The sequence below is a fragment of the Streptococcus didelphis DSM 15616 genome (genome assembly GCF_000380005.1).
Classification (GTDB): Bacteria; Bacillota; Bacilli; order Lactobacillales; family Streptococcaceae; genus Streptococcus; species Streptococcus didelphis.
Genome location: NZ_KB904189.1, coordinates 103,587 through 129,333, shown reverse-complemented (window position 1 = coordinate 129,333; position 25,747 = coordinate 103,587). Strand labels below are relative to the sequence as shown.

The 25,747-nt window shown below is 38.2% G+C and carries 20 protein-coding genes; 19 read left to right on the top strand and 1 reads right to left on the bottom strand.

Features of this window, described 5'->3' with window-relative positions; genetic code table 11:
• Positions 1–215: 215 nt before the first annotated feature.
• From A3GU_RS0104665 to perR, 18 genes are all read left to right on the top strand, one after another.
• Positions 216–1,649 (top strand): PTS sugar transporter subunit IIC, encoded by a 1,434-nt coding sequence (locus tag A3GU_RS0104665; protein WP_018366386.1) that lies wholly within the window; start codon positions 216–218, stop codon positions 1,647–1,649.
• Between the two features lie 66 nt (positions 1,650–1,715).
• Positions 1,716–1,994 carry a PTS sugar transporter subunit IIB gene (locus tag A3GU_RS0104660; RefSeq protein WP_018366385.1) on the top strand — a complete coding sequence of 93 codons (279 nt, stop codon included), beginning with the start codon at positions 1,716–1,718 and terminating at the stop codon, positions 1,992–1,994.
• A gap of 132 nt (positions 1,995–2,126) precedes the next feature.
• Complete coding sequence (locus A3GU_RS0104655) at positions 2,127–2,612, top strand: PTS sugar transporter subunit IIA (protein WP_018366384.1); 486 nt, start codon at positions 2,127–2,129, stop codon at positions 2,610–2,612.
• A 60-nt stretch (positions 2,613–2,672) separates the two neighbouring features.
• Positions 2,673–3,338, top strand: coding sequence for a 3-keto-L-gulonate-6-phosphate decarboxylase UlaD (locus A3GU_RS0104650; protein ID WP_018366383.1), 666 nt, complete (start codon positions 2,673–2,675; stop codon positions 3,336–3,338).
• 4 nt (positions 3,339–3,342) lie between these two features.
• A complete protein-coding gene (locus A3GU_RS0104645; RefSeq protein ID WP_026216447.1) occupies positions 3,343–4,206 on the top strand; it encodes an L-ribulose-5-phosphate 3-epimerase in 864 nt (287 codons plus the stop codon).
• A gap of 1 nt (position 4,207) precedes the next feature.
• The gene (locus A3GU_RS0104640) at positions 4,208–4,924 is read left to right on the top strand and encodes an L-ribulose-5-phosphate 4-epimerase (protein WP_018366381.1); all 717 of its coding nucleotides are present in this window, start codon (positions 4,208–4,210) and stop codon (positions 4,922–4,924) included.
• A 161-nt stretch (positions 4,925–5,085) separates the two neighbouring features.
• Positions 5,086–6,072 (top strand): LacI family DNA-binding transcriptional regulator, encoded by a 987-nt coding sequence (locus A3GU_RS0104635; RefSeq protein WP_018366380.1) that lies wholly within the window; start codon positions 5,086–5,088, stop codon positions 6,070–6,072.
• Between the two features lie 272 nt (positions 6,073–6,344).
• Positions 6,345–7,859 (top strand): FGGY-family carbohydrate kinase, encoded by a 1,515-nt coding sequence (locus A3GU_RS0104630; RefSeq protein ID WP_018366379.1) that lies wholly within the window; start codon positions 6,345–6,347, stop codon positions 7,857–7,859.
• A gap of 254 nt (positions 7,860–8,113) precedes the next feature.
• Complete coding sequence (locus tag A3GU_RS0104625) at positions 8,114–9,778, top strand: BglG family transcription antiterminator (protein ID WP_018366378.1); 1,665 nt, start codon at positions 8,114–8,116, stop codon at positions 9,776–9,778.
• A 140-nt stretch (positions 9,779–9,918) separates the two neighbouring features.
• Positions 9,919–10,206 (top strand): type II toxin-antitoxin system RelB/ParD family antitoxin, encoded by a 288-nt coding sequence (gene relB / locus A3GU_RS0104620; protein WP_018366377.1) that lies wholly within the window; start codon positions 9,919–9,921, stop codon positions 10,204–10,206.
• On the top strand, positions 10,196–10,540 hold the full coding sequence (locus tag A3GU_RS0104615) for a type II toxin-antitoxin system RelE/ParE family toxin (RefSeq protein WP_018366376.1): 345 nt from the start codon (positions 10,196–10,198) through the stop codon (positions 10,538–10,540). The genes relB and A3GU_RS0104615 overlap by 11 nt, the downstream gene beginning before the upstream one ends.
• Positions 10,541–10,678: 138 nt before the next feature.
• Entirely contained in the window at positions 10,679–11,770 is a 1,092-nt protein-coding gene (gene ulaG / locus A3GU_RS0104610) for an L-ascorbate 6-phosphate lactonase (RefSeq protein WP_018366375.1), read from the top strand.
• Positions 11,771–12,224: 454 nt separating this feature from the next.
• A complete protein-coding gene (locus A3GU_RS10600; protein WP_018366374.1) occupies positions 12,225–15,473 on the top strand; it encodes a serum opacification factor in 3,249 nt (1,082 codons plus the stop codon).
• 1,100 nt (positions 15,474–16,573) lie between these two features.
• A complete protein-coding gene (locus A3GU_RS0104595) occupies positions 16,574–17,845 on the top strand; it encodes a quaternary amine ABC transporter ATP-binding protein (protein WP_018366372.1) in 1,272 nt (423 codons plus the stop codon).
• A 22-nt stretch (positions 17,846–17,867) separates the two neighbouring features.
• Positions 17,868–19,598, top strand: coding sequence for an ABC transporter permease/substrate binding protein (locus A3GU_RS0104590; protein WP_018366371.1), 1,731 nt, complete (start codon positions 17,868–17,870; stop codon positions 19,596–19,598).
• A gap of 113 nt (positions 19,599–19,711) precedes the next feature.
• Positions 19,712–22,357, top strand: coding sequence for a DNA polymerase I (gene polA / locus A3GU_RS0104585; RefSeq protein ID WP_026216446.1), 2,646 nt, complete (start codon positions 19,712–19,714; stop codon positions 22,355–22,357).
• A 125-nt stretch (positions 22,358–22,482) separates the two neighbouring features.
• On the top strand, positions 22,483–22,917 hold the full coding sequence (locus A3GU_RS0104580; RefSeq protein WP_018366369.1) for a CoA-binding protein: 435 nt from the start codon (positions 22,483–22,485) through the stop codon (positions 22,915–22,917).
• A 40-nt stretch (positions 22,918–22,957) separates the two neighbouring features.
• Positions 22,958–23,428: a peroxide-responsive transcriptional repressor PerR gene (gene perR / locus A3GU_RS0104575; protein ID WP_018366368.1), complete on the top strand. Its 471-nt coding sequence runs from the start codon at positions 22,958–22,960 to the stop codon at positions 23,426–23,428.
• 66 nt (positions 23,429–23,494) lie between these two features.
• Here the strand turns inward: perR and A3GU_RS0104570 are convergent, their stop codons facing one another.
• Positions 23,495–24,298, bottom strand: a complete 804-nt coding sequence (locus A3GU_RS0104570) for a DUF975 family protein (RefSeq protein ID WP_018366367.1) — start codon at positions 24,296–24,298, stop codon at positions 23,495–23,497.
• Between the two features lie 198 nt (positions 24,299–24,496).
• On the opposite strand from A3GU_RS0104570, the gene tgt reads away from it, so the two are divergent.
• The gene (gene tgt, locus A3GU_RS0104565; RefSeq protein WP_018366366.1) at positions 24,497–25,639 is read left to right on the top strand and encodes a tRNA guanosine(34) transglycosylase Tgt; all 1,143 of its coding nucleotides are present in this window, start codon (positions 24,497–24,499) and stop codon (positions 25,637–25,639) included.
• The last annotated feature ends 108 nt before the right edge of the window (positions 25,640–25,747 follow it).

Here is a 25,747-nt window from a genome sequence, read left to right as displayed (position 1 = left end):
AGACAATTTAATCATAGTCAAAAAGGTAATTACAGCAATCGTTTTAAAATGCTTAAAAAATAAATTAGGTACACTTAACCCAATAATAGCAAGGCTTAAAGTCTATTTTTGAACACTTGTGTGTGTGATACTTGGTCTTTTTTAAAACGTTTTCACAAACTATAATGAGTTTGTAAAGCAATAATTTATTAAAAATTTTGAAAAGAGGTCTTATCATGGAATTCTTCCTTGCTCCCCTAAACTGGTTCTCGCAAAACATTTTGCAGAATCCAGCATTCTTTGTTGGACTACTGGTTTTAATAGGGTATCTTCTCCTTAATAAACCATTGCACGAAGTATTTGCAGGATTTATTAAAGCTACAGTAGGCTATTTAATCTTGAATGTCGGAGCGGGTGGACTGGTTACCACTTTCCGTCCCATCCTTGTAGCTTTAGCTAAGAAATTTGAGCTAAAAGCCGCTGTTATTGATCCTTATTTTGGTCTTGCAGCAGCAAATGCAAAATTAGAAACCATGGGCTTTATTAGCGTTGCGACAACAGCTCTCTTGATTGGTTTTGGCATTAACATTTTATTAGTTGCCTTACGTAAAGTGACAAAAGTGAGAACACTTTTCATTACAGGTCACATTATGGTGCAGCAAGCAGCTACAATTTCAGTCTTTGTTTTACTTCTTATTCCTCAGTTCCAAAATGCTTTTGGTGCCTGGGCAGTTGGTATTATCTGTGGTCTTTACTGGGCAGTGAGTTCAAATATGACTGTCGAGCCAACACAACGCCTAACAGGTGGCGGTGGCTTTGCTATTGGACACCAACAACAATTTGCTATTTGGTTTGTGGACAAGGTTGCTCCCTTCTTTGGTAAAAAAGAAGAGAACTTGGATAATTTAAAATTACCAGCTTTCTTGAATATCTTCCATGACACAGTAGTTGCTTCTGCAACACTTATGCTTGTTTTCTTTGGTGGCATCTTAGCAGTCCTTGGACCAGATATCATGTCTAATGTCAAATTAATTGGTCCTGGAGCTTATGTTCCAGCTAAGCAAGCCTTCTTTATGTATATCTTACAAACATCATTAACCTTCTCAGTTTATTTGTTCATCTTGATGCAGGGTGTTCGTATGTTTGTCTCTGAATTAACAAATGCCTTCCAAGGTATTTCAAACAAACTGCTTCCAGGTTCATTCCCAGCAGTAGACGTAGCAGCTTCATATGGTTTTGGCTCATCAAATGCAGTTCTTTCAGGATTTGCCTTTGGTTTAATTGGTCAATTAGTAACTATTGCCTTACTTGTTATCTTTAAAAACCCAATTTTGATTATTACAGGTTTTGTTCCAGTATTCTTTGATAATGCTGCTATCGCAGTCTATGCAGACAAACGTGGTGGTTGGAAGGCAGCAGTTGCCTTATCCTTTATCTCAGGGATTATCCAAGTAGCACTTGGTGCAGTGGCAGTTGGCCTGCTTGGACTTGCAGGTGGTTACCACGGAAATATTGACTTTGAATTCCCATGGTTAGCCTTTGGCTATATCTTCAAATACCTAGGAATTGCAGGTTATATCCTTGTTTGCCTCATCTTCTTAGCTATTCCTCAATTGCAGTTTGCAAAAGCTAAGGATAAAGAAGCTTACTACCGTGGCGAAGCTCAGTAAACGACTTATTGGCAAGCTCTGCTATTCCCCCAAAAAATAAGAAATATTACTAAAGGAGAAAATATAATGGTTAAAGTACTTACAGCATGCGGAAACGGCATGGGTTCATCAATGGTTATCAAAATGAAAGTGGAAAATGCCCTTCGTCAACTTGGAGTGACAGACATCCAATCAGCATCATGTTCAGTAGGAGAAGCAAAAGGTTTAGCTTCTGGCTATGATATTGTGGTTGCTTCAAATCACCTTATCCACGAACTTGATGGCAGAACAAAAGGCCACTTGGTAGGACTTGACAACCTCATGGATGATAAAGAAATCAAAGAAAAATTACAAGCTGTTCTATAAAAGAAAGCCTCATATGAGACAAGAGTTGAGAACAATTTCAACTCTTTCTCTTTAGGAAGAATCAGCATCCGCACCATAGACATAAAAGCTTTGCAGTTGATAAGAAACTAGGCAAAGCCAGAAAGGGAAACCATGAACTTAACACAAGCATTTATTGACAATAATTCAATCCGCCTCGGCCTCTCTGCTAATAGCTGGCAAGAAGCTGTCAAACTATCAGTAGAGCCACTGATTGAAAGTGGGGCTGTCAAAGAAGAATACTACCAAGCAATCATTGACTCAACAGAAGAATATGGTCCCTACTATGTTCTCATGCCAGGAATGGCTATGCCCCATGCTAGACCTGAAGCTGGAGTGCAAAGGGATGCCTTTTCACTCATCACCCTAACAGAGCCTGTTACTTTTTCAGATGGAAAAGAAGTTCAGGTACTCTTGGCCCTAGCAGCAACTAGCTCTGCTATTCACACCTCAGTAGCCATTCCACAAATCATAGCCCTCTTTGAACTTGAAAATGCTATTGACAGGTTAGTAGCCTGCAAGACTAAAGAAGACGTCTTGACCTTGGTTGATGAATCTAAGAATAGTCCCTATTTAGAAGGCTTAGATTTAGAAAGTTAATGCATTAGAAGTTCAACTTTCATAAAAGAAAGCACTTCTTAGACAGAAAGGAAAGAAAAGATGATAAAGCATATTCCAAATTTACAAGTTGCACTAGACCACTCAGACTTACAAGGCGCTATTAAAGCAGCTGTATCAGTAGGCCATGAAGTTGATATTATCGAAGCTGGAACTGTCTGTTTACTACAGGTTGGTAGTGAACTGGTAGAAGTTCTACGCAGCCTCTTCCCAGAAAAAATTATTGTTGCAGATACAAAATGTGCTGATGCTGGTGGTACTGTTGCTAAAAACAATGCTAAACGTGGTGCAGACTGGATGACCTGTATTTGCTGTGCAACGATTCCAACCATGCAAGCAGCCCTTAAGGCTATTACAACAGAGCGTGGTGACCGTGGTGAAATCCAAATCGAACTCTATGGAGATTGGACCTATGAGCAAGCACAACTCTGGTTAGATGCTGGTATCTCACAAGCCATCTATCATCAATCTCGTGATGCTCTCCTTGCTGGTGAAACTTGGGGTGAAAAAGACCTTACCAAGGTTAAAAAATTAATTGATATGGGCTTCCGGGTTTCTGTAACAGGTGGACTTGATGTAGATACCTTGAAATTATTTGAAGGACTTGATGTCTTTACCTTTATTGCAGGTCGAGGCATTACAGAAGCACAAGACCCAGCAAAAGCAGCGCGTGCTTTTAAAGATGAAATTAGACGTATCTGGGGGTAAGCTTATGTCTCGTCCGATTGGTATTTATGAAAAAGCAACTCCAAAACACTTTACTTGGTTGGAACGTTTGCATTTTGCTAAAGAGCTTGGTTTTGACTTTGTTGAAATGTCTGTTGATGAATCAGATGCCCGCTTAGCTCGTCTTGACTGGTCAAAAGATGACAGACTAGCCATTGTCAAAGCTATTTATGAAACGGGAATCCGTATTCCGACAATCTGTTTTTCTGGTCACCGTCGCTACCCACTTGGTTCAAATGACCCTGAAACAGAAGCTAAATCACTTGAATTAATGAAAAAGTGCATTGTCTTAGCCCAAGATTTAGGTGTCAGAACCATCCAACTAGCAGGCTATGACGTCTATTATGAAGAAAAATCACCAGAAACCCGTGCCCGTTTTATCAAAAATCTACGCAAGGCCTGTGACTGGGCAGAAGCAGCCCAAGTCATTTTAGCCATTGAGATTATGGATGATCCTTTTATCAATTCCATTGAAAAATACCTAGCTGTGGAAAAAGAAATTAACTCACCTTATCTCTTTGTCTACCCTGATACTGGTAATGTTTCAGCTTGGCATAATGACCTTTGGAGTGAATTTTATCTTGGCCACAAATCTATTGCAGCCCTACACTTAAAAGATACCTATCCTGTCACAGAACAATTAAAAGGCCAATTTAGGGATGTTCCATTTGGGCAAGGCTGTGTTGACTGGTCACTCATGTTTGACGTCCTTAAAACTAGTAATTATAATGGCCCCTTCTTGATTGAAATGTGGTCTGAAAATTGTGAAACGGTTGAGGAAACTCGTGCTGCTATCAAAGAAGCCCAAGATTTCCTTTACCCATTAATTAAGAAAGCGGGGCTAGATTAATATGACAAAAGACTTAAGGGAAATGCGACAACGTGTCTGCGCAGCAAACAAATCCTTACCAGTACATGGACTTGTTAAATTTACCTGGGGCAATGTCTCAGAAGTATGCCGTGAACTAGGACGTATTGTTATCAAGCCTTCAGGCGTGGACTATGACAAACTGACCCCTGACAATATGGTGGTCACAGACCTTGACGGTAATATCATAGAAGGTGACCTCAACCCTTCTTCAGACCTACCAACCCATGTCCAACTTTACAAGGCTTGGCCAGAAGTAGGAGGCATTGTCCACACCCATTCAACAGAAGCAGTTGGCTGGGCTCAAGCAGGACGTGACATTCCCTTTTATGGCACCACTCACGCCGATTACTTCTATGGACCTGTCCCTTGTGCACGCTCACTCACAGCAGACGAAGTTAACAGTGCCTATGAAAAAGAAACAGGAACAGTTATCATTGAAGAGTTTACCAATAGGAGCTTAGATCCAATGGCAGTGCCAGGAATTGTTGTTCGTAACCATGGACCTTTCACCTGGGGTAAGACACCTGAACAGGCAGTTTATCACTCAGTCGTTTTAGAAGAAGTTGCTAAAATGAATCGCTTTACAGAACAAATTAATCCCCGAGTGGAACCAGCTCCAAAATACATCATGGACAAACATTACCTTAGAAAACATGGACCAAATGCCTACTATGGGCAAAAAGGCCAGACTCATTAAGGGAGAATGGTTCCTAGAAAATAATATCAATAACCATTAAGAGAAGTAGCAGTTAAGCCCTGTTACTCCTCTTTTTTAGCTTAATTTCTCTTAAAGACTTTATTTTAAATTCCTAGTAATCATGGTATAATACGCTAATAAGATCGTTTAGGAGTAGGGGAATGTTTGAGAAGGTAACGATTAGTGATATTGCTAGGCTTGTAGGGGTTTCAAAAGCGACAATATCTTATTACCTTAATGGTAATTACAAGAAAATGTCGCCAGCCACAAGGCAAAAAATAAAAGAAGCTATTGAAATAAGTGGCTATCAGCCTAATAAGATGGCCCAAAGTCTAGTAACTAGAAATACCCATACAATTGGAGTTGTGATCGCAGATATTACCAATCCTTTTATTTCTTCTGTGATGAAGGGTATCCATGACACCTGCCATCAACAGGGCTACTCTGTCAATTTTACCAATTCGGATAATAACTTACAGATTGAGCTAGAAAACCTGCAGCGCCTCAAGCAAGCCAATGTCTCAGGCATCTTGCTGGACTCTGTAGCCCCCAATCACCCGTCTATTAAGCAATTACATTCCAACAAGCTGGTTATGATAGATAGGCAGGCAAAAAAACTGAAGTTTGACACAGTAGTAGCTGATAATAAAGAATCCACAGCTAACTTTATAGAGCAAATGCAAGAAGCAGGTTACACAGATATTTATTTTGTCACTTATCCGGTTGAAGGAATATCAACCAGAGAGCTACGTTATCAGGCTTTTAAAGAAAAAGTCAGTGCAAATAAGGACAAGTGTATCCTTTTAGGCCAAGAGAATAGTCATAAACGTATCTTGACGATCCTGCAAGAAGCAGATAAAAAGCCTGCCTTTCTGACCATGAATAGTCTTTCCCTACTTGCTTTTATGAAGGTTATTAACCAAACCCCCTATAACTATCCTAGAGATTTTGGCTTAGGGACCTATGAGGATTTGGAATGGATGCAAGTATTAACCCCAGCTGTTTCTTCTATTAAGGAGGACTCCTATGGCATTGGCTGTCTGGCTACGCAACACTTAATTCAAAAGTTAAAAGGTCAAGCAGCGCAGCAATCCTCACCACAACTTTTGGAAGTTCCTAATCATTTAATGATTCGTCATTCTTTTTAAAAATAATCAGAAAGTTAGTTTTTTGGCTAACTTTTTTGTCTTTTCAGGTTCATGCTTGCATTTCCTTAAAGTGGGTGCTATAATCACACTTGCTTAGGTTAACCGTTTAACGTTATTATTTTGCTTCCCTTCTAAGCCCTACCAAATAAGAATTTCCTTCTTGTTGCAAAATAAGTTAACCGTTTAACCTTTGCTTTTTTTAGTTATTCCTAACTATAACCATAAAAATGAGCCCAAGCTCTCAATCCAAGTTAGTAAATGAGGAAAGAAAGATGCGCTATTTTTTAAGCATAGATTATAGTGGTAGTCAGACCAAGGCCATCTTATTCGATGAGACAGGTCAAGATCTTGCAATGACTAGCTTTTCCATCTTAAAAATAAAAAATCAAGAAGGCTACTGTGAAGTGGACCTTAATGCTAGCTGGCAGGCTGTTAGCCAGTCCATCCAAAAACTCTTACAAGATAATGCTATTGATACACGTCAAATTGCCGTAATTACCTGCATAGGTCATGGGAAAGGTCTCTACCTGCTTGATAGACAAGGAAGACCACTAGGTTATGGGGTTTTACCAACAGATAGCCGAGCTGAAAAACTAGCTAGAAGCTTCGAAAAAAAGCAAGACAGCTTTGCTCCCTTAAGCAAGCAGCAGATTTATGCGAGCCACAGCCCCGTCCTTCTACGCTGGCTTAAAGAAGAAAAAAGAAGTCTTTACAATAAAATAGGACATGTCCTAGCTGCTAAGGACTTTATCAGGTATCAGCTGACAGGCAAAATTAATCAAGACTATAGTGATGCCTGGACCAATTACTGGATAAGCAAGCAAAAGGGCCAATATGACCCGGAAACTCTTGCTTTTTTTGGCATAGAAGAAATGCTTCATGCCTTGCCAAAACTAGTAGACTCAGCTCACATTGTAGGAGGTCTAACGGCAAAAGCAGCCCAAGAAACAGGCCTTATGGAAGGTACCCCAGTTCTTGCTGGCCTATCTGAAATAGAAGCCTCAACTATTGGCTTGGGGCTTATTAATCCAGATACTTTTGGCCTGATTTCTGGCTCTTGGAATATCAATTGCTACCCTAAAACATTTAGAAGCAAAGAAGCAACACCTTCTTGTGTTAATAGCAACTATCTCGTCCAATCCAGCAGTCCAGCCTCTGCTAGCAATCTGGAAATGATTCTAAAAATGCTAATGACAGAAGAGTTAATAGCTGTCAAAACCAAGACCAAAGAATCCATCTATGAGTTGCTTGAGACCTTTCTAAAAGGGACAGATGCCACTTACAGTTCAGTCCTCTTTTTCCCCTTTTTATTTGGTAGTAATGTGACCAGAGATGCCAGAGCTTGTTTTATGGGCTTGACGACAAAAACAACCAAGTCCCATCTCTTAAGAGCAGTCCATGAAGGTATTACCTTTGCCCACAAACAACATGTGGAGTCCCTGATAGCTAGCAAGGGTTCAGTCCCTAAAAGAATTCGCATGACAGGATGCGCCAGCCACTCAAGAGCCTGGGTCCAACTCTTTGCAGATGTCTTGGGCCTGCCTATTGAAACCCTAAAAACCAAGGAAGTGGCTGGCTTAGGCGGAGCTATTATAGGACGAGTAGCTTTAGACAGAATCTCCTTGAAAGAGGCTGTTAGTCAGATGGTCACCCTAAAAAACAGCTTTTGTCCCAATGCCAGTCAAGAAAACATCTACCAAGAAAAGTATCACATCTATCAAGATGTCCTACAAAGCCTTACCCCAGCCTGGAAATCCCTAGCCAAGTTAAAAGATCTCAAAGATTAAACTTAGCTACCACATGCTTACCTCTCCCCCCTAAAAGGGGGATTTTTTAGCTTCTTAAGCTATGCCAGGTTTTTAGGCATTGGCCTAAAAATCTTGACTTACTTTTCTTTCTAAAGATTCTGACTATTTCCCTTTCTAGTCTAGTCGCCAAGTCCTTTTTTTGGTATAATGGAAGTGTTTTCCCTTGCTTATCCTAGGGACCAAAGGCTTACAAAGAGCCAAGAGACAAAGCTTAGATTAGAAGGAGGTATCAGGTGATCTTATTGGATAAAAAAAGTTATGATTTGCTGTCTTATTTAATCCGACTAGAAAAGGCAGAGACGGTTATGACCATTTCTAAGACCTTAGGGCAATCTCGGCGAAAGGTTTATTACCATTTAGAAAAGATAAATGAAGCCTTGCCAGAAACTGTTAGTCAGATTGTTTCTCTCCCGCGGATTGGAATTTTGCTGACAAAAGAGCAAAAAGCAGCTTGTCAGTGGCTCTTACAGGATGTTAGTGATTACAATTATGTCCTAAAAAGCGATGAACGCATGATGTTATCTGCTATTTACATTGCTGTCTCAACAGAGCGTGTCACTATTGATAAACTTATGCAGATTAATGATGTCTCAAGAAACACTATTCTTAATGACCTTAACGAGCTGCGCATGATTTTAGCTAGCAAGGAATATTCTATCCAGCTTCATTCCACCAAGTCTAGTGGCTACTATTTTGACTGCCACCCCCTAGCTTTCATCCAGTTTCTTTATAAGTTATTAGATGACATCTACCACAGTGGCAACAGCACCTTTATTGACTTTTTTGATCACAAATTATCCCAGACCCTAAGCTACACCACCTATTTTTCTAAGGATTTCCTCCAGTTTTTAAGTGCCTATTTGCCCATTTCTCAAGCCAATCTTGGCAAGCGAATCAACTGTCAGGACAGCCAGTTTATGATCCAGATATTGCCTTATATCCTGCTTAGCTATCGAAACATGCAGTTTACAGCGGAGGTCAAAGATGCTCTGAAAAAAGATTTTAATCTGATTTGGAAGCGAAAAGAATACTACATTGCTAAGGACTTGGCAGAGCAGCTCTATACTCACTTTAAGCTCCACCTAGATGAGATAGAAATAGGCCTCGTGGCCATGCTGATGCTGTCTTTTAGGAAAGATAAGGATAGCCATGTGGAGAGTCCTGATTATGATGACATGCGTGTCACCCTAAATCACTTTCTGACAGCTCTGGAAGACCGTTTTCAGCTTCATTTCTCCCATAAGAAGGACCTGATCTGGCAACTGATCACCCACTGTAAGGCTCTTATTTATCGCAAAACCTACGGTATCTCGTCAGTTAATCCCCTGACAAATCATATAAAAGACAAGTATGAGGACCTCTTCATCAAGACCCAGAAGTGTGCGCCTATTTTAGAGGAGGCCTGGTCTATGACCCTGTCAGATGATGATATTGCCTACTTAACTATCCATCTGGGAGGTGAGTTGCGTAAGAGCTCTGCTGAACCAGAAGAAACTAAGGTGGTTATTGTTTCAGATGATGGGATTGGTATTCAAAAACTTCTGCTTAAGCAGTGCCAGCAATATCTTCTTAATAGCCAGATTGAGGCTGTTTTGACTACAGAGCAGTTTCAAAGTATCAAGGACCTATTGAAGATAGATTTTCTGGTCACCACCAACTCAGGTCTAGACAGTCCTTTTGCTAATTTGGTGGTTAATCCCATTTTGACGGATGACAATATCTTAAGTATGATTCATTATTCTAATCGGGGTAATCCGTCTGAAAAGGGTTATTTTTCAGATACCCTCGAAAAAACCATTGCCCAATACCTGGATACCGATACGGAACGCCAGATTCTCAAGTCCCGTATTGAAAGTTTGATTCGGCAAGAGTTGGTGCAAAATATGATTAAGAAATAAACCAATGGTAAGTACCTCAACATTCTGATGGCCAGAATTGCTGAGGATTTTTTAGTTTTAGGAGAAAAGTTGGCATTAAATAGCCATTTTGCTATTTTTAGGGTATAATGGCTATAAGAAAGATATACGGAGGATATACAATGAATACCCAAAAACATACAAAACAATATTCGTTTAAGGCGGATGGTGATACGGTAGAACAAGCTAGAGACATTTTAAGAGCAAAAAACCTGACCATGACTAGAGCCATTAATCTCTTTTTTGACTATGTAGTCGAAAAAGAAGAGCTTCCCTTTAAGACACCAGAAGAAGAAAAAGCAGACCAATTTCTTGAAAGTTTGATAGCTGATATTGATGAAGGCTATCAGGACGTCTTAGCCGGACGTGTCAAGTCATCAGAGGAGGTTTTTGCTAAGTATGATTTATAAGGTAAGTATCTCACAAAAGGCAGAAGCTGATTTAGATGCTATTTATAAGTATTATTCAAGAGAGTACTCAGAAAGTTCAACTAAAAAAATTATGATAGAGTTACAGACAAAGATTGATTACCTATCACTTTTTCCAGAAGCTTATACGGATTTTGAAGGACGTATCGGGGAAAAATACTTTTCGAATGCCTATTTAAGAATGATTCCGACTAAAAATTATCTGATTTTTTATATCATTCAAGAAAAAGCTGTCACCGTCTTGAGAATTGTAGGAACTAGGACAGATTATCTTAACCACTTAGATCAACTTTTTAAAAGAGCTGATAAGTCATAGTGCTTATCTAGCCTCATAGATCAGGTTTTTCATGCTAAGTGTCTATTTTTGAACACTAACATGTGTGACACTTGGTCTTTTTTTACTTAGCACATCGTTTTATACTGATAGTATAGAAATATAAAGAGGAGAAACCTAATGGCAAAAGTACAAGACATTACACGTGAATCATGGATCTTAAGCACCTTCCCTGAATGGGGAACTTGGTTGAATGAAGAAATCGAGGAAGAAGTTGTTCCTGCTGGCAATTTCTCAATGTGGTGGCTAGGTAACTGTGGTATCTGGTTAAAAACACCAGGTGGAGCCAACATTGTGATGGACCTTTGGTCAAACCGTGGTAAATCAACTAAAAAAGTGAAAGACATGGTACGAGGCCATCAAATGGCTAACATGGCTGGTGTTCGTAAATTGCAACCAAACTTGCGCGTGCAACCTATGGTTATTGATCCCTTTGCCATCAATGAACTAGACTACTATCTAGTATCTCATTTCCATAGTGACCATATTGATATCAATACAGCTGCTGCTATTATTAATAATCCAAAACTAGCCCATGTTAAATTTGTAGGACCATACGAATGTGGTGAAATTTGGAAAAAATGGGGTGTCCCAGAAGACCGTATCATCATTGTCAAACCTGGTGATAGCCTAGAACTTAAGGACATGAAAATCACAGCGGTAGAATCCTTTGACCGTACCTGTCTTGTCACCCTACCTGTAGAAGGGGCAGATGCTCAAGATGGTGAACTAGCAGGACTAGCTGTGACAGATGAAGAAATGGCTCGTAAGGCTGTTAACTATGTCTTTGAAACCCCTGGTGGAACTGTTTACCACGGGGCAGATTCACACTTCTCTAATTATTTTGCTAAACACGGACGTGACTTTAAGATCGACGTTGCCCTTAATAACTATGGGGAAAACCCTCTTGGTATCCAAGATAAGATGACCTCTGTGGACCTTCTTAGAATGGCAGAAAATCTCCGCGCCAAAGTTATCATCCCTGTCCACTATGACATCTGGTCAAACTTTATGGCCTCAACAGATGAAATCCTTCAATTGTGGAAAATGCGTAAAGAACGTCTCCAATATGACTTCCATCCATTTATCTGGGAAGTTGGTGGCAAATACACCTACCCACAAGACCAAGATAGAATTGAGTACCATCACCCACGTGGCTTTGATGATTACTTCCTAGAAGATTCTAACATCCAATTTAAAGCACTCCTTTAATAGCCTTACATGGTCCCTTCTAGCATAAAGTAGCCATCTAAGCCAAAACCCTAGCCCAAAAGCTAGGGTTTTTGAACTTTCATAGATTTTGAATAACATTATTTTGTTAACTTATTAAAGTAAAAATTAATTTTAAGCACATTTTTATATGAGAAATATAAAATGAAACAGTCAAAAAATAGGACATGCTATAAAAATATGCATGTCTTTTTCTTAAATAGCCTTAAATGGCAACCTTTAAATAACACTAACTAGAGTCTTATTCATAATTATATTCTAATGTAAAGAAATATTTTTAATCATAAAACTAAAATTACATTAAAATAATGATTTTGTAAAAACCGAAGTGCTATATTATAATACGATTCTTGCTTGATCTGAAAAAAAGTGTGTCGGACTAGCAATAAGGCAATATAAAATTAGGGATTTTAAGTTTAAAGGAGAAGTAAAGCAAATGAATAAAGGAAAACCTAAAAAGTTTACACTGCGTAAGCTTTCTGTAGGTGTCGTGTCGCTCGGAGCAGGAGTGATGCTTTTTGGGAGCGCTTCTGAAACCGTAAAAGCAGATACTGTGAGTAATGAGGAGACAGCAAATACAGTAACAAGTCCAAGCATACTAAGTAGTCCAGTAGCGAGTACTGTATCAAGTGTAAGTTCTAATGAAGAGGAGACAAGGACACTAACAGATGGGTCAAGCACAGCAACTGTCGCAGCAAGCCCAGTAAATGTTAGTAGAGAATCAGCAACCCCTGTTGTTGGTGAAACAGTAGAAAAAACAGAGGTAGCAACACCCGCAGCGATAAGAGGATTAGATGCAAGTTCATCCTCAATACCTTCAACTACTTCTACAGTTAATCAAAATATACAAGAAGTCAAAAATTTATATGAGGCAGAATTAACAAATAAATCTAAAACTGTTAAAGATGAAAATGGTATTCTTACTAAAAAAGAGCAAAAAGAACTTTTTGAAATAAAAAAAGAAGTTATAGATGTAGGCAATGATGAACTCGAAGTAAAAACAACCATTGATTTTAAGGATATTGACTATGGTGCAGAGGTCATTATTCTTTTAGATACTTCATCTAAGATGACAGAAGAATCCTTTAATGAGGCTGAAATAAAAATTCAGCAGATAGTCGATACTTTAACGGGAAACGTGTCCAATAGGAATCTTAATACTGTTAGACTAATTACTTTTAATAAAGAAGTAGATAATCCAATAATGTTATTGGATAAAGGAAGCTTAGTAGATAAGCAAAATAAACAGTTAAGTGTTAATCATTTGAAGAATAAAATTAATGAAGGTAAATATCAGAAGGCAGATGGTGTTGCTTTACAAGCAGCTATTCATAGAGCTAGAGAGTTGTTTAAAAATGAGAAACAAGGAAGCAAAAATTATCTGAAAAGACAACATATTATTCTTTTTACTCAGGGAGAAGCAACTTATAGCTATGATTTAAGTGAAAAGTTTAAAAAAGAAAATAGTGATAAAAATCTTCCTTATATAAAAGATACAAAAAATAAAAAAGTTGACTACACAAATCCATATTCTTTATTACCATATGAGGCAAGCGTGGCAGAAAGTAGTATGCTAAATGATCTAAAGCTACTTATTAAAAGATTAAAGAGTTTAGGCATTGATGTTAGTAAGGTTGAAGAAAAAATTAAAACAGTTGACCTAACAGTTGGAGTAGCACTTCAAGGCTTGTCATGGATTGGAGTTAAACCCTTAGACTACCTATTTTTAAAAGAATTTGATGGTCTAAAAATGAAGGAAAAAGATTTTAACTATAATAGTAAACAAGTTGGAGAAGGTAAACACTTTCAAAGCTATTATGAACGTAGAACATTAAAAGGTGGAGAACAAATTATAAACACCATCGCACAAAATATAAAAGCAGAAATTTTAAAAGGAAAAAAATCTAGAGATACAATAAAGAATTCCACGGTCGTTTTTGATAAGTTGAAAGGTTATTCTAATTCTTGGTTGCCTTTTGGGGTAGAAAGTGTTAATGAGGTTATTGAATGGACAAAGAATAAAACAAAAGAAGGACTTGAGTGGACAGAACAAAAATATGAAGATTTTTTAGAAGCTTCTATTAAACAACTTTTAACAAATATTTTTTATCATCGACAATATACCTTTTACAATCATAATGAATCAGCTATTGCTGAAGCTCTAATGGCTCAAGAAGATGATATTAAAATTTTTGCGGTTAATATTATGGATTATAAACAAAATGAAAAAAAATTAGCACGTAGTAAAAGAGATGTTAATAAAAATAATATGTTTAGTGATTACCTTAAAAATATGACTTCAAATAAAAATTTCTTAGAAGAACTACAAGACTCGAAAAAATTAGAAGAAAATTTTAAAGATTTATACAGTTCGATAGAGCTAACAGATGTATTTGAATCGAATATAAAATATGTAAAAGAATCAGCAAGTAAAAATTCAAACTACAGTATAAAACACACTGATGCTAAATCAGTTTTATTGTCAATTTTTTCTTCAAATGGAGGAAAAGAAAGTGTAACTTTAAAGATGGATAAAGCGCAAATATTAAAAGCTTTAGAAAAAGGATCAGTAGTATTTACTTATAAAATTAAGGTTGACACACCCGCTAAGTTTACAACTAAATCTTCAAAAAAGTCTTTAAATAAATCCTCAAAAATTGTTTCTTCTTCTTTATCATATAAAATAAATGAAAAAAATGGTAAAAAAGTAAATCTAGGTGAAGTTAAGTTGAAAGGTGCTATGGTGACAAGGCCTATGCCCGCACCAGTACCTCCAGTTCCACCAGTTGTTAAACCAGAGCAGCCTTCTGTTCCTCCGACAGAGGGACCAACTCCTCCCCCAGTTAAACCTGAACTTCCAAGCAAACCAGATGTTCCTTCGTTACCAACTCCACAGCCAGTGCCGCCATCAGAACCAGGCGAGCCAATTGCACCAGGCGAGTCAGATGTTCCATCAGCACCAGAAGTTCCTCAAGAACCTGAGATTCCATCTGAGCCTCAAGTGCCATCAGAACCAGAAGTGCATACTAATAGTCAGCACATTGAATTGGAATTCAATAACCAATTCCCATCAATTTCTGGTAATAACAGTAGCATTCTTAACTCAGAAGGAAGTGATACTACTATTGAAGACACTATGCCAGAAAAAGAATCTCATAGTGATGTTCACATCAGTGGTGGTAATGTTATCGATATTGATATGTCAACTAATCCAGATATGCTCGGTCATCATACAGATATGTCAGGTGATAACAGCAGTATTATCAAGCTTTATGGACAAGATAAAGACGGTAATATTATGGAAGATACCCGTCCTCAAGTTGATATTGAAATCGGTGGCGGTCAAATTATCGATATTGACATATCAACAAGTCCAGATATGATTGGTCATAACACGGATATGTCAGGTGATAACAGCGATATTATCAAGCTTTACGGACAAGATAAAGACGGTACGATTATTGAGGATACCCTTCCAGAAATGCCTCAAGAATCAGAAAACCCTCAAGTATCAGAAACACCTAAAGCAACTGATATATTTGCCAAAGCACCAGCTCATCACACACCAGCACTCCCTGCTACAGGTGATGATAATGTGTCTAACTTTACTGCTATGCTTGTTGGCCTTGGCCTTATTAGCACAGCCGGTTGGTATGGCAAGAAAAAACGCCAAGAAAAGAACTAACTTTTCAAAACCTTAAAAACAGATAGCTTTTCTACTATTTAAATAAGAAAAAACTATCCTAATAAAAAGAAAACACGTTAAAGCTAGCACCCAACTAGCCATAGCGTGTTTTTTGCTTAGTATCCCAAAAATTAGAGAAAAGATTTTTGCTGAATCTACTTTGAAAGAACCTTATTTAATAGACAAAGAATTAATATTATTAACAATTAGAAATACGGATATAATTATTGAGAACCGTCGTTCCATACTAACAAATTATATTTCTTATGGAGTGATACAGAACTTATAGATTTGCTGGCTGCGTTGAGTTAGACAAGATAGTTCCTACGCTAAATGGCAGAAAAAAACCAAAGATTGAAAAAGCTGCATACATCAAAATAATTCTTGATTACCTTGTCAAAAAAAGAAAAATTTCTTTATATCAGCCTGGGGGAAATTATTATAGAATTTACAGTGGTGGAAATAAACGATATATTAACAAGCGTTAATTTTTAACAAAAAAGCAGCTTTTATAGTCAAAAACTAAATCATTTATTATTGATAATTAAGAATACGGTAGAAAAATATGAAATACGGTAGAAATTCTAAATAGAAGGGTTAGAAAAGAGGTAACTAATGCTAGAGTTGCAACGAGAAAATAGGTATCTTGAGTATAAAAAAGCTAAAAGATCTCTACCTAAAGATTTTTGGGAAATATATTCATCATTTGCTAATACAGAAGGTAGACTGCTAGTAATGTGAAATATTACTACAGAATTATTAAAGATAGCTTGAGAAGGAATAACGCTGTGTTCTCCTGTCTGAGGCTATCTTATTTTTTGTCTTTTATCTAAAAACCAAAGAGATCAGCAAAGCTATGCTGGTCTCTTTTAGGGTCACTTTGCTTTTTAATAGGTTTAAACATGTTTAAAGAAAGGCTGTGGGAAACGCTTTCTCCTGTTTTTTCGGGTTTTCTCATTTGACAAAAGTGACCACACTTGATATTCTAGTTATGTTCTGTTTGCGAAAATGGTTTTTGCTTTGTGAGCTATGACTGTTATGAAGTTTGTATAAAAACATTAATAAAGATAGGAACACATCACCCATAAGGAGAGATATGAATGGAAACTATTTTAGAAGTCAAAAATTTATCTAAGATTTTTGGTAAAAGACAAAAAGCTGCCTTGGAGATGGTTAAGCAAGGTAAAAGTAAGACTGATATTTTGAAAAAAACAGGTGCTACTGTTGGGGTCTATGATGCTAGTTTTGAGGTAAAAGAAGGCGAGATCTTTGTTATTATGGGTCTGTCTGGTAGTGGGAAGTCAACCCTTGTTCGTATGTTGAACCGCTTGATTGAACCTTCAGCAGGTAGTATTTTACTACAAGGAAAAGACATCTCCAAGATGAATGCAGAAAATCTACGTGAAGTGCGTCGCCATGACATCAACATGGTTTTCCAAAGTTTTGCTTTATTTCCTCATAAGACGATTTTGGAAAACACAGAGTTTGGCTTAGAACTGCGGGGCGTAACAAAGGATGAAAGACAAGAAAGGGCTGAAAAGGCTCTTGCTAATGCTGGTCTTTTAAACTTTAAGGACCAATATCCTAATCAGTTATCTGGTGGGATGCAACAGCGTGTCGGTTTAGCTAGGGCTCTTGCCAATGGTCCAAAGATTCTTTTAATGGATGAGGCATTCTCTGCCCTTGATCCCTTGATTCGTCGTGAAATGCAGGATGAGCTTGTGGAACTGCAAGCCACATCCCAACAAACCATCATCTTTATCAGTCATGATTTGAATGAAGCCTTGCGCATTGGGGACCGAATTGCCCTGATGAAGGATGGTCAAATTATGCAAATTGGAACAGGTGAGGAAATCCTTACTAAGCCAGCTAATGATTTTGTCCGTGAATTTGTGGAAGATGTTGATCGTTCCAAAGTTTTAACGGCACAAAATATCATGATTAAACCATTAACAACAACTGTTGAGATTGATGGTCCTCAGGTGGCCCTAAATAGAATGCACACGGAAGAGGTATCTATGTTAATGGCTACTGACCGTCGTCGCCAGTTAGTAGGGATCCTAACAGCTGATGCGGCTATTGAAGCACGTAAAAAGGGTCTACCTCTAACAGAGGTTATTGACCGTGAGGTGACAAGAGTCACTCCTGATACGGTTATCACAGACATTATGCCATTAATCTATGATTCATCAGCTCCTATTGCTGTAACAGATCAGGCTAATCGTTTACTGGGGGTAATCATCCGAGGACGGGTTATTGAAGCGCTAGCTAATGTTTCTGACCAGCCTGAGGAGGAGCTTGAGGTTAATCCAATACTTGAAGTAGAAGAAAAGATTGTAACTGTGCATCCAACAGGGACAAGTCAAGAATAAAGAGTAAGAAGGAGATATTATTTTGGAGAATATACTACAAACCAAACTACCAGTTGCTCAATTGGTAGAAAATATCACAGAATGGATTACTAAGACATTCTCTGGTCTTTTTGAGCTTATGCAAAAAGTGGGAAGTTTTGTCATGAATTGGATGACTGACACCCTGCTCTTTATTCACCCTCTACTATTTATAGTTTTAGCAAGCTTAGCTGTCTTTTTCCTGGCTAAGAAAAAATGGCCCTTGCCAACCTTTACCCTACTTGGGCTCTTATTTATCTATAACCAAGGTCTTTGGGAACATCTGATGAATACTTTTACCTTGGTATTAGTAGCCAGTTTAATTTCTATTATTATTGGGATTCCTCTGGGGATTTGGATGGCTAAGAATGCGACAGTTCGTCAGGTGGTTAATCCTATCCTAGACTTTATGCAAACCATGCCGGCCTTTGTTTACCTGATTCCAGCAGTTGCCTTCTTTGGCATTGGTATGGTGCCAGGGGTCTTTGCTTCAGTTATCTTTGCCTTACCACCGACTGTTCGTTTTACCAACTTAGGGATTAGAGAAATTTCAAGAGAATTGGTTGAGGCTTCAGATGCTTTTGGTTCAACCCCTCGTCAAAAACTCTTAAAGGTCGAATTACCCCTAGCTAAAAATACCATCATGGCTGGTATCAATCAAACCATGATGCTTGCCCTATCAATGGTTGTGACGGGTTCTATGATTGGAGCTCCTGGTTTAGGACGTGAAGTCTTATCAGCTCTTCAACATGCAGATATTGGTACAGGTTTTGTATCAGGTTTAGCCTTGGTTATTCTGGCTATTATTCTAGATAGAATTACGCAAACCTTTAATACAAAAACAGAAAATAAGGCTAAAAGAGGAAAAGTTAATAAATGGGTTGGAATCCTAACCTTAGCTGTCTTTTTAATTGCCGGCCTAGGAAGAACCATTCTTACAGCTAGTTCTGACAATACTGGTAAGGGGCAAAAAGTCAAGATTGCTTATGTGCAATGGGATTCTGAGGTAGCTTCAACCAATGTTATTGCTCAGGTACTCAAACAAGCAGGCTTCGCTGTGGAAATGACACCACTTGATAATGCAGTAGCCTGGCAAAGTGTGGCTAACGGCAACTCAGACTTTTCAACAAGTGCCTGGTTACCAGTAACTCATGGCCAACAATATAAAAAATACAAGTCTAAACTTGATGATCTAGGTGTCAATATGAAAGGAACTAAACTAGGTTTAGTAGTTCCTAAATACATGACAAATGTTAATAGCATTGAAGATTTATCAGACCAAGCTAAGAAAAAGATTATTGGGATTGAACCTGGGGCAGGAATTATGACTGCTGCTAAACAGGCTACCACAGACTATGCTAACTTATCGGGTTGGGATTTAACATCTGCTTCAACAGGTGCCATGACAACTTCTTTAGACCAAGCTATTAAGAAAAAAGAAGAAATCGTTGTAACCGGCTGGTCTCCACACTGGATGTTTGCTAAGTATGATTTGAAATATTTAGAAGATCCGAAAAAATCCTTTGGCACAAGTGAAGATATCCACACCATTGCTCGTAAAGGCTTGAAAAAAGAACAACCAGATCTTTACCGAATCATTGACCGTTTCTCATGGACCAAAAAAGACATGGAAGCTGTTATGTTAGATGTTAACAAAGGCATGAGCCCTGAAGATGCTGCTAAGAAATGGATTAAAGCAAATTCAGACAAGGTTGAAGAGTGGACTAAAAAATAAAAAATATTAATAGAAGAAAGTCTTTGAAGCTTATTCAGAGGCTTTTCTTTTGAATTAAGGAAATATGAAGTCTTGGAAGGCCAAAGCAAAGTGGCTTGTGGTATAATAAAGCTATGAAAAACAAGAATAAACTTCTCTTAATTGATGGCTCTTCAGTAGCCTTTCGCGCCTTTTTTGCACTTTACAACCAGATTGATCGCTTTAGGAACCAAAATGGTCTTCATACCAATGCTATTTATGGTTTTCATTTAATGCTTGACCACATGATGAAGCGCGTGCAACCAAGCCATGTTTTGGTTGCTTTTGATGCTGGCAAAACGACCTTCCGTACGGAAATGTATGCTGACTACAAAGGTGGCCGTGCCAAGACCCCTGATGAATTTAGAGAGCAATTTCCCTATATCAGAGAAATGCTAACAGCTCTAGGAGTGCCATTTTATGATTTGGCTAACTATGAAGCAGATGATATTATTGGTACCCTTGATAAGATGGCAGAAAGCACAGAGATTCCCTTTGATGTCACTATTGTCAGTGGAGACAAGGATTTAATTCAGCTGACAGACAGCAATACTGTTGTTGAAATCTCTAAAAAGGGAGTCGCTGAATTTGAAGAATTTACCCCAGCCTATCTTATGGAGAAAATGGGGATAAGCCCCCAACAATTTATTGATTTAAAAGCACTAATGGGTGATAAATCAGATAATATTCCAGGAGTTACCAAGATTGGTGAAAAAACAGGCCTTAAACTCTTGCATGAATATGGTAGTTTAGAGGGGATTTATGAGCATATTGATAGCTTTAAAGCCTCAAAAATGAAGGAAAACTTGATTAATGATAAAGAGCTAGCCTTCTTATCAAAAACCCTAGCCACCATCGACACCAAGGCACCGATTACAATCACTTTAGATGATCTTCTTTATAATGGCCCTGCTGATGTTGCAAGTCTTGCTGCCTTCTATGATGAGATGGGCTTTGTTCAATTAAAAAATGCCCTCAAAAGTCAACTCCCTAGCCCAGCAAATGAAGAGATTACTTACACAGAAGTAGATAATCTTTCAGAAGACATGTTCTCAGAGGATGATTTTTTCTACTTTGAAGTCTTAAAAGATAATTATCACCGAGAAAATATCCAAACCTTTGCTTGGGGCAATCAAGACCACATTTATGTATCAAACAAGGCAGACTTATTAACCAGTGACCTTTTTAAGAAGGTTCTTCAAAAACCAATTGCTACTTATGATTTCAAAAGAAGTAAGGTTCTTCTTAGCCATCTTGGACTAGACTTAGCGCAAGCCTCCTTTGATGCCCGCCTGGCTAATTACTTACTAACAAATGTAGACGATAATCAACTATCAACCATTGCCCGCATGCATACAAACATTCAGCTGGAATCAGATGACATAGTCTATGGCAAAGGGGTCAAACGAGCCTTTCCAGAAAAGGACATCTTATTTGCCCATCTAGCCCGAAAAATAAAAGTTCTACTTGACAGTAAAGCCACCATCTTAGAAAAATTAGCTGACAACCAGCAAAGTCAACTCTACTTTGATATTGAACTCCCTCTTGCCAATGTCCTAGCTAAAATGGAAATTAATGGTATCAAGGTCAATAAGGCTAGCCTTGCGGAAATGGCAGAGCAAAATAAGGCTATTATTGAGAAGTTAACAGAAGAAATCTATGATATGGCTGGTGAGAGCTTTAATATTAACTCCCCGAAACAGCTAGGTAGTATTTTATTTGAGAAGATGCAGTTGCCGCTAGAAATGACTAAGAAAACCAAAACCGGCTATTCAACGGCCGTTGATGTCTTAGAACGCTTAGCACCAATAGCGCCAATAGTGGCTAAAATATTAGATTACCGTCAGATTACTAAGCTACAGTCTACCTATGTCATTGGCCTGCAAGACTTTATCATGGAAGATGGCAAAATCCACACCCGTTACGTGCAAGACTTGACCCAGACAGGGCGTCTGTCAAGTACAGATCCCAACCTACAAAACATTCCTATTAGAATGGAGCAAGGAAGATTAATTCGTAAGGCCTTTACACCTTCAAGTGAGGATTCTGTTCTTCTAAGTTCTGATTATTCTCAAATTGAGTTACGTGTTTTGGCCCACATTTCACAAGACCAGCACCTAATTGCTGCCTTTAACCACAATGCGGATATCCACACCTCAACAGCCATGCGTGTCTTTGGTATCGAAAAAGAAGAAGATGTGACAGCTAATGACCGTCGCAATGCAAAGGCAGTTAACTTTGGAATTGTTTATGGGATTTCTGATTTTGGCTTGTCCAATAATCTAGGCATTAGCCGTAAAAAGGCTAAAGACTATATTGAGACCTACTTTGAACGCTATCCTGGAATTAAAAACTATATGGACACCATTGTTCGTGAGGCCAAGGATAAAGGCTATGTGGAAACCCTCTTTAAACGCCGTCGTGAATTACCGGATATCAATTCTCGTAATTTCAACCTCAGGTCTTTTGCGGAGCGTACAGCCATCAACTCGCCTATCCAAGGCAGCGCAGCTGATATTCTTAAAATCGCAATGATCAATTTGGATAAAGCCTTACTAGCAGCTGGTTATGAGACCAAAATGCTGCTTCAGGTACATGATGAGATTGTTCTTGAGGTGCCAAATCATGAGTTAGCAGCTGTTAAAAAATTGGTCAAAGAGACAATGGAAGATGCTGTGGACTTGTTGGTTCCTTTACGGGCTGATGAAAATGAAGGTCAAAGCTGGTACGAAGCCAAGTAAAATCTCTAAATAAATGATAAATTGCTCACTTTTAGCTTTAATTTTTGTGTTATAATGAGGGGAAATTGTGCTTATGCTACCTATTAGCTAGCCCCTCCACTTGCTGTTTTAATAAGGGGAAATCTATGTCATATTCTTTTCAAAATCCATCACAAGACATCATAAAGTCCTATTTAGAAAATGCCAAGACAATTGCTATTGTAGGACTATCACATCGACAAGAGACTGCTGCTTATAAAGTAGCAGCATTTCTACAGTCGGTGGGCTATCACATTCTACCTGTCAACCCCAAACTAGCAGGGCAAGAGATTTTAGGAGAAAAGGTTTATAGAGCCTTGCAGGATATTCCTGTTAGTATAGACATTGTAGATATTTTTAGACCTAGCCCAGCTCTAGCTGGTGTGGCAAGAGACTTTATTGAAACAGATGCCAAGGTTTTTTGGTCTCAACTAGGTTTAGAAAGCCAAGAAGCTGAACAAGTCTTAAGAGAAGCTGGGCATCAAGCTATTGTCATGAACAAGTGCACTAAGATCGAACACAAGCAATTGATGCTGGACTAGTAGGCTAAGCATAAAATAAATAGATGTTAGGAGCTGAATCATGGATATTCACTCACATAATAAACAAGCTCTAGATGCTTATGAAAATGTTCTAGAGCACCTGAGAGAAAAACAAATTCGTATAACACAGACACGTAAAGCTATCATCTCTTATATGGTAGAGTCAACAGAACACCCTAGTGCAGACAAGATCTACCGTGACCTAAAAGGGGACTATCCCAATATGAGTTTAGCGACTGTCTATAATAATTTAAAGGTCTTGGTTGATGAAGGTTTGGTTTCTGAAATTAAAATCAGTAATGACTCAACCACCTACTATGACTTTATGGGCCATCAGCATGTTAATGTTGTCTGTGAAGTTTGTGGCCGTATTGCCGATTTCATGGACGTAGATGTTGTGGATGTTGCTAAAGAGGCCCATGACCAAACAGGTTATCTCATCACCAGAGTTCCGGTTATTGCCTATGGCATCTGCCCAGAATGCCAAAAAAAGACAAAAAGACATTATTAAAAGCCTATCCCTCATAAAAGTGGGTAGGCTTTTTATTATCCGCAGAAATAAATCTATTTTGTTCAACTAATCAAGGGTAGGGATTTGCTCATTACTAATATTTTTTTCCTGTCTCAGATGCTCATAGAAGTAGACAGAACTGGTTGTGATATAAGGTAAAAGATAGATATAAGCAAGTCCTAAACTTATGATAGCTAAGAAATACCAGCCAATAAAGCTGAGCCCTAAGAGGAAGTATTTCCACTTAAACCCTTTCATCATAGCAACACTTTTTTCAATAAGAACAAGTGGACCAATGTAAGTGCCATTTTGAAGGCTATCAAAAAGAAGGAATTCAGCCATACCATAAGCAAGCTGTCGATTAATAGACAGAGCAAGTCCCACTATAGTAATAAGAAACCCAAGCACACCAAAAAGTAAGGATAAGTTAGTTGAAGCTCCACCCCCTGCATTTGATAAGTAGGCAAAATAACTAATAATAAGAAGGGCTAGACCAAGGAACAAAACTAAGGACCACACAAGGATTAAGAGGGTCTTGAGAAGGTAAAGGACAATAATCTTTCCAAAATAATCTGTAGAAAAAGCTAGGCTGGTATCTGAAAATGAAACAGATTGACGCTTATTCCGGATTACAGAAATCATGGTGAAAGCAGCTGATAGGGTAAAAAAACCAGCAATAATATTTAAAAGTATGGGGAAAAATGAAGCTGTCAATGACATCTGAACCCCTTCACCGATTAAGTGATTTTTGTGAACCTGTAGACCAATTAAAGCAAATTGAATTAGAATTGGTATTAGAAATAAGGTATATTTACCGGGAAGTTTTTTTAATGTAGCTTTGGCTTCTTTTTTTATGTGTCTTATTTTCATAGAAACTCCTTTAAACCATTATAGCATATCTTTATCTGGAGGTAAGTTCTTTATTAGTTAAAAAATTGGCAAGCCTCATGACAAGCTAAGAATTTTTTGATAGAATGAGAGAGCTGTAAGACCAGCAAAAAGAAGAAGGCTATTAGTCTCTTTAAAACAAGAAGCTCAAGACTGTTTATCTTGATAGCGAGGAAGACAATGACAGATTATCCAATTAAGTATCGCCTTATTAAAAAAGAAAAGCATACAGGTGCAAGGCTTGGTGAAATTATCACGCCACACGGGACCTTTCCAACACCTATGTTTATGCCTGTAGGTACTCAAGCAACAGTAAAAACACAATCTCCAGAAGAACTCAAGGCCATGGGGTCAGGCATTATTCTATCTAACACCTACCATTTATGGCTACGTCCAGGAGATGAACTCATTGCAAAAGCAGGTGGCCTGCACAAGTTTATGAACTGGGATCAACCTATCCTGACTGACTCAGGTGGTTTTCAGGTTTATTCTCTCGCAGAATCACGCAATATTACTGAAGAAGGGGTAACCTTTAAAAACCATCTCAATGGTTCTAAGATGTTCCTATCCCCTGAGAAAGCCATCTCCATTCAAAATAATCTTGGTTCTGATATCATGATGAGTTTTGATGAATGTCCACAATTTTATCAACCTTATGATTATGTCAAAAAATCAATTGAGAGAACTAGCCGCTGGGCTGAACGGGGGTTGAAAGCCCATCGTCGTCTTCAGGATCAAGGTTTATTTGGAATTGTCCAAGGGGCTGGTTTTGAAGACCTTCGTCGTCAATCAGCTGCTGACTTGGTAGCTATGGACTTTCCAGGTTACTCTATTGGCGGTTTAGCTGTTGGTGAAACCCATGAAGAAATGAATGCCGTACTTGATTTTACAACGCAGCTCTTACCAGAAAATAAACCAAGATACCTTATGGGAGTTGGTGCCCCAGATAGCCTTATTGATGGTGTTATAAGAGGTATTGATATGTTTGACTGTGTATTGCCAACCCGCATTGCCCGTAATGGAACTTGCATGACAAGTCAGGGACGCTTGGTCATCAAAAATGCAAAATTTGCAGAAGATTTCACGGCCCTAGATCCTAATTGCGATTGTTACACCTGTCAAAACTATAGCAGAGCCTATATCCGTCACCTCTTAAAAGCAGATGAAACCTTTGGCATTCGCCTAACAAGCTATCATAATCTTTATTTCTTGCTTAACCTTATGAAGCAAGTACGTCAGGCTATCATAGATGATAATCTCTTAGAATTCCGCCAAGATTTTCTAGAAGCATATGGCTACAATAAGTCATCTCGAAACTTTTAAACTAAAAATGGGCCTAGCTCATTTTTTTTAGTGTTTTTCTTGTCACCCTATTTATAAAATAGGTTGACAAGACCCTTCTATTCTATTAGACTATTAAAAAAGGTGGAA

Bases quoted from the DNA above. Each gene is read 5' to 3' on its own strand.
- A3GU_RS0104665 (WP_018366386.1), top strand. From the start codon at position 216: ATGGAATTCTTCCTTGCTCCCCTAAACTGGTTCTCGCAAAACATTTTG.
- A3GU_RS0104660 (WP_018366385.1), top strand. From the start codon at position 1,716: ATGGTTAAAGTACTTACAGCATGCGGAAACGGCATGGGTTCATCAATG.
- A3GU_RS0104655 (WP_018366384.1), top strand. From the start codon at position 2,127: ATGAACTTAACACAAGCATTTATTGACAATAATTCAATCCGCCTCGGC.
- A3GU_RS0104650 (WP_018366383.1), top strand. From the start codon at position 2,673: ATGATAAAGCATATTCCAAATTTACAAGTTGCACTAGACCACTCAGAC.
- A3GU_RS0104645 (WP_026216447.1), top strand. From the start codon at position 3,343: ATGTCTCGTCCGATTGGTATTTATGAAAAAGCAACTCCAAAACACTTT.
- A3GU_RS0104640 (WP_018366381.1), top strand. From the start codon at position 4,208: ATGACAAAAGACTTAAGGGAAATGCGACAACGTGTCTGCGCAGCAAAC.
- A3GU_RS0104635 (WP_018366380.1), top strand. From the start codon at position 5,086: ATGTTTGAGAAGGTAACGATTAGTGATATTGCTAGGCTTGTAGGGGTT.
- A3GU_RS0104630 (WP_018366379.1), top strand. From the start codon at position 6,345: ATGCGCTATTTTTTAAGCATAGATTATAGTGGTAGTCAGACCAAGGCC.
- relB (WP_018366377.1), top strand. From the start codon at position 9,919: ATGAATACCCAAAAACATACAAAACAATATTCGTTTAAGGCGGATGGT.
- A3GU_RS0104615 (WP_018366376.1), top strand. From the start codon at position 10,196: ATGATTTATAAGGTAAGTATCTCACAAAAGGCAGAAGCTGATTTAGAT.
- ulaG (WP_018366375.1), top strand. From the start codon at position 10,679: ATGGCAAAAGTACAAGACATTACACGTGAATCATGGATCTTAAGCACC.
- A3GU_RS10600 (WP_018366374.1), top strand. From the start codon at position 12,225: ATGAATAAAGGAAAACCTAAAAAGTTTACACTGCGTAAGCTTTCTGTA.
- A3GU_RS0104595 (WP_018366372.1), top strand. From the start codon at position 16,574: ATGGAAACTATTTTAGAAGTCAAAAATTTATCTAAGATTTTTGGTAAA.
- polA (WP_026216446.1), top strand. From the start codon at position 19,712: ATGAAAAACAAGAATAAACTTCTCTTAATTGATGGCTCTTCAGTAGCC.
- A3GU_RS0104580 (WP_018366369.1), top strand. From the start codon at position 22,483: ATGTCATATTCTTTTCAAAATCCATCACAAGACATCATAAAGTCCTAT.
- perR (WP_018366368.1), top strand. From the start codon at position 22,958: ATGGATATTCACTCACATAATAAACAAGCTCTAGATGCTTATGAAAAT.
- A3GU_RS0104570 (WP_018366367.1), bottom strand. From the start codon at position 24,298: ATGAAAATAAGACACATAAAAAAAGAAGCCAAAGCTACATTAAAAAAA.
- tgt (WP_018366366.1), top strand. From the start codon at position 24,497: ATGACAGATTATCCAATTAAGTATCGCCTTATTAAAAAAGAAAAGCAT.